Genomic DNA, 3,202 nt, shown 5'->3' on the forward strand with positions numbered 1-3,202 from the left:
CCCCGCCCTCCGCGGGCAGTCGCACCACCGCCCCCCGCCCCGCCCCGCTCAGACCAGGTGCACGCCCGGCCGCCCCGCCTCCACCCGCAGCGCGGCCAGCGTGCGGGGCGTGGCCCGGGGCCGCACCACCGTGTCCACCACCCGCACCCGCGCGTCGATGCCGTCACGACGGATGTCGAACAGGTGGTACCCCCGGTGCGCGTCGAGCAGCTTCCAGTGCGGATTGTCCGCGCGCCGCGGATCCCACTGCGCGCGGAACGCGGCATGGTCCTGGTCACCGTTGCTGGAGATGGACGTACCGACGAACTCGGCACCCACGACCGCCGACCCCGGATCGGCGAAGTCCGCCTTCAGGTCGCTGATCATCGTCAGATGGCGGTCGCCGGTGAGGACGACGGGGTTGCTCACCCGCCGGAACTCCCCCAACAACGCGTTGCGTTCGGCCTGGTAACCGTCCCAGGCGTCGTAGTACCAGAGCTTGCCCTCGCCGATCCGGAGGTCGGTCTCGGCCATCATGATCTGCGAGGCGATCAGGTTCCAGCGGGCCGGCGAGTCGCGCAGCCCGTCGACCAGCCAGCGCTTCTGCGCGGCCCCGAGCATGGTCAGCGACGGGTCCTGGGCGCCTTCCTGGCTGGTGGCCTGGTCGCTGCGGTACTGGCGGGTGTCCAGCACGTTGAGCCGGGCCAGCCGGCCGAACTCCAGCCGGCGGTACATCCGGATGTGCGGGCCGTCCGGGACGGCGGTGGCGCGGACCGGCATGTGCTCGTAGTACGCCTGGTAGGCGGCCGTCAGCCGGGCGACGAACGGGTCGTGCGCCTGCTTGTCGGGGTCCTGCGGGATCTCGCCGGCGAAGTCGTTGTCGACCTCGTGGTCGTCGAAGGTGACCACGAAGGGCGCGTTCGCGTGCATCTCCGCGAGGTCCGGGTCGGAGCGGTACTGGGCGTACCGGTTGCGGTACTGGGTGAGGCTGTACGGCTCACCGGTGCCCTCGTGGCGTCGTACGCCGGTCGCCGAGGGCGTGGACTCGTAGATGTAGTCGCCGACGAACACCACGACGTCCGGGTCCTGGTCCAGCATGTCGGCGTACGGGGTGAAGTAGCCCTGCTGCCAGTTCTGGCAGGAGGCGAGCGCGACCTTCAGCCGGCCGCCGGAGCTGTGCGGGGCGGGCGCGGTACGGGTGCGGCCGACGCGCGAGAGCTGCCCGCCGGCGCGGAAGCGGAACCAGTACGTGGTGTCCGGGCTCAGCCCGCGTACGTCCACGTGGACGCTGTGCCCGTACGTGTGCCGGGCCGGGGCGACACCCCGGCGGACGACCTTCCTGAAGCGGGCGTCCAGGGCGACCTGCCACTCCACGGCCACGGTGCGGCCGGGCATGCCGCCGCCGTTCAGCGGGTCCGGGGCGAGCCTGGTCCACAGGACGATCCCGTCCGGCAGCGGGTCGCCGGAGGCGACGCCCAGGCTGAACAGGCCGTCGGGCAGCTTCGGTTCGGCCGTGTGCGCGGTGGACGGCAGCCACAGCTGGGCGGATGCGGCGGCGCCGAGCACGGCGGCACCGGCGGTCAGGACGCGGCGGCGGTCGGGCTGAACTGCTCCGGACATCGGACGGACTCCCCTGCCTCGTGTGACGCTCGGACACTGGGAAGCTCGCGGTCCGGGCGGTCCGTCCGCTGAACACCGAGGTTCGCGTGCATGACAAGCAGGGGGACAACGGGAAACCCGCCGCGGCACGGGAACACCCCGTGGCCACGACGGGTCTGCCGGGTGAGCGGCGGGCGACGGCCGCCGGAGCCCGTACGGGTCAGTCGGTGAAGGCGGTGCCCAGCCTCGCCCCGGTCGCCACCGTGCCGAGGGTACCCGCGCCGAAGGTCCCGGCGCTCCCCGCGACGGCCGTCGGGGTGGAGCGGAAGTACCACACCGACCCGGCGCCGGAGTTCTCCCCCGGCGCGCCGACGACGAGGTCGGCGAGCCCGTCGCCGTTGGTGTCGCCGAGGTGGGTGGCGCCGCCGAACCTGTCGTTCTTCTCGGCGGTGCCGGGCACGTTCGCGGTGTTCTGGGTGACCGTCAGGCCGCCGGCGCCGGTGAGCCCGTTCGCGGTGCCGCGCAGCACGACGACGGCGCCGGCCGCGGACACGCCGCCGAGGTCCTCGCCGGGCACCCCGGTGACGACGTCCTGGTAGCCGTCGCCGTCGACGTCACCGATGTGGACGTCGGTGCCGAAGGCGTCGTCGTCCTCGGCGGTGCCGGGAACGCCGGGGCGGTCCTGGTTGAGGAAGACGGCCCTCACCCCGTCGGGACCCTCCGGGGTACCGGGGATCCAGGCGACCCGGCCGCCCTTGACGTACGGGTTGTCGAGGTCGCTGTCGTACCCGTCCACGGCCCGGCCGACCACGATGTCGTCGTACCCGTCGGCGTTCACGTCCCCGACGTCGAGGTTCTCGCCGCCCTGGAGGCCCGCGCCGTCGATGTCGTAGACGAGGGTGAAGGGGTTGAGCGCGGTGCGGTCGCCCAGCCAGTACACGACGCGGCGGGCGTCGTACTCGTCGCCGTCGTTCTCGGTGGCGACGATGTCGGTGAGGCCGTCGCCGTTGACGTCACCGGAGGCGAGGTCGAGGATCCGGCTGTCGTACACGTCCCTGACGGTCTGTTCGCCGCCCGTACCGGCGCCGTCCCGGCCGAAGGGGCCCTTGAGGATCCGCAGGTCGTGCAGGTTCTCGACCGTCACGACGTCCGGGTCGCCGTCGCCGTCGACGTCCCCGACGGTCAGGTGGCCGTGGGCTCCGAGGCCCTCGTACGCGTTTCCCCCCGACGCGAGCGCGGCACCGCCGGACAGCCCCCGGGGGCCGCCCCACACCACCTCCACCAGCCCGGAGTCCTCGCCGCCGTCGGCGGTGTCCTCGCGGCCGACGCCGACGACGAGATCGGCGTAGCCGTCCCCGTCGACGTCGGCGGTGGTGAGCGCGCTGCCGAACTCGTCGTCCACCTCCACGCTGCCGGGGACACCGGCGGTGTCCTGGTGGAAGATCTGCTTGGTCGCGGTGCGCAGCCCGCTCTCCGACCCGTACACCACGGCGACGTAGCCGGCGCCCTTCTTTCCGGCGACGGTCGCGGTGGGCGCGGCGACGGCGAGGTCGGCGTAGCCGTCGCCGTTGAAGTCGTCGCGCGGCTGCGCGGTACCGGCGGCCGGTCCCTCGGCGGGGGCGCC

At 73.4% G+C, this 3,202-nt stretch carries 2 protein-coding genes; both read right to left on the reverse strand.

The annotated features are described in order from the left end of the window. Positions 1–48: 48 nt before the first annotated feature. Positions 49–1,599: an alkaline phosphatase gene (locus tag B7767_RS22095; protein WP_085573731.1), complete on the reverse strand. Its 1,551-nt coding sequence runs from the start codon at positions 1,597–1,599 to the stop codon at positions 49–51. 199 nt (positions 1,600–1,798) lie between these two features. Continuing rightward, positions 1,799–3,202: FG-GAP-like repeat-containing protein (locus B7767_RS22100; protein ID WP_085573732.1), on the reverse strand; the 1,404-nt coding region annotated here is incomplete at its 5' end.

This window comes from Streptomyces sp. 13-12-16 (genome assembly GCF_002114215.1).
GTDB lineage: Bacteria > Actinomycetota > Actinomycetes > Streptomycetales > Streptomycetaceae > Streptomyces.

Coding starts and splice junctions, on each gene's coding strand:
- B7767_RS22095 (WP_085573731.1), bottom strand. CDS start 1,599: ATGTCCGGAGCAGTTCAGCCCGACCGCCGCCGCGTCCTGACCGCCGGT.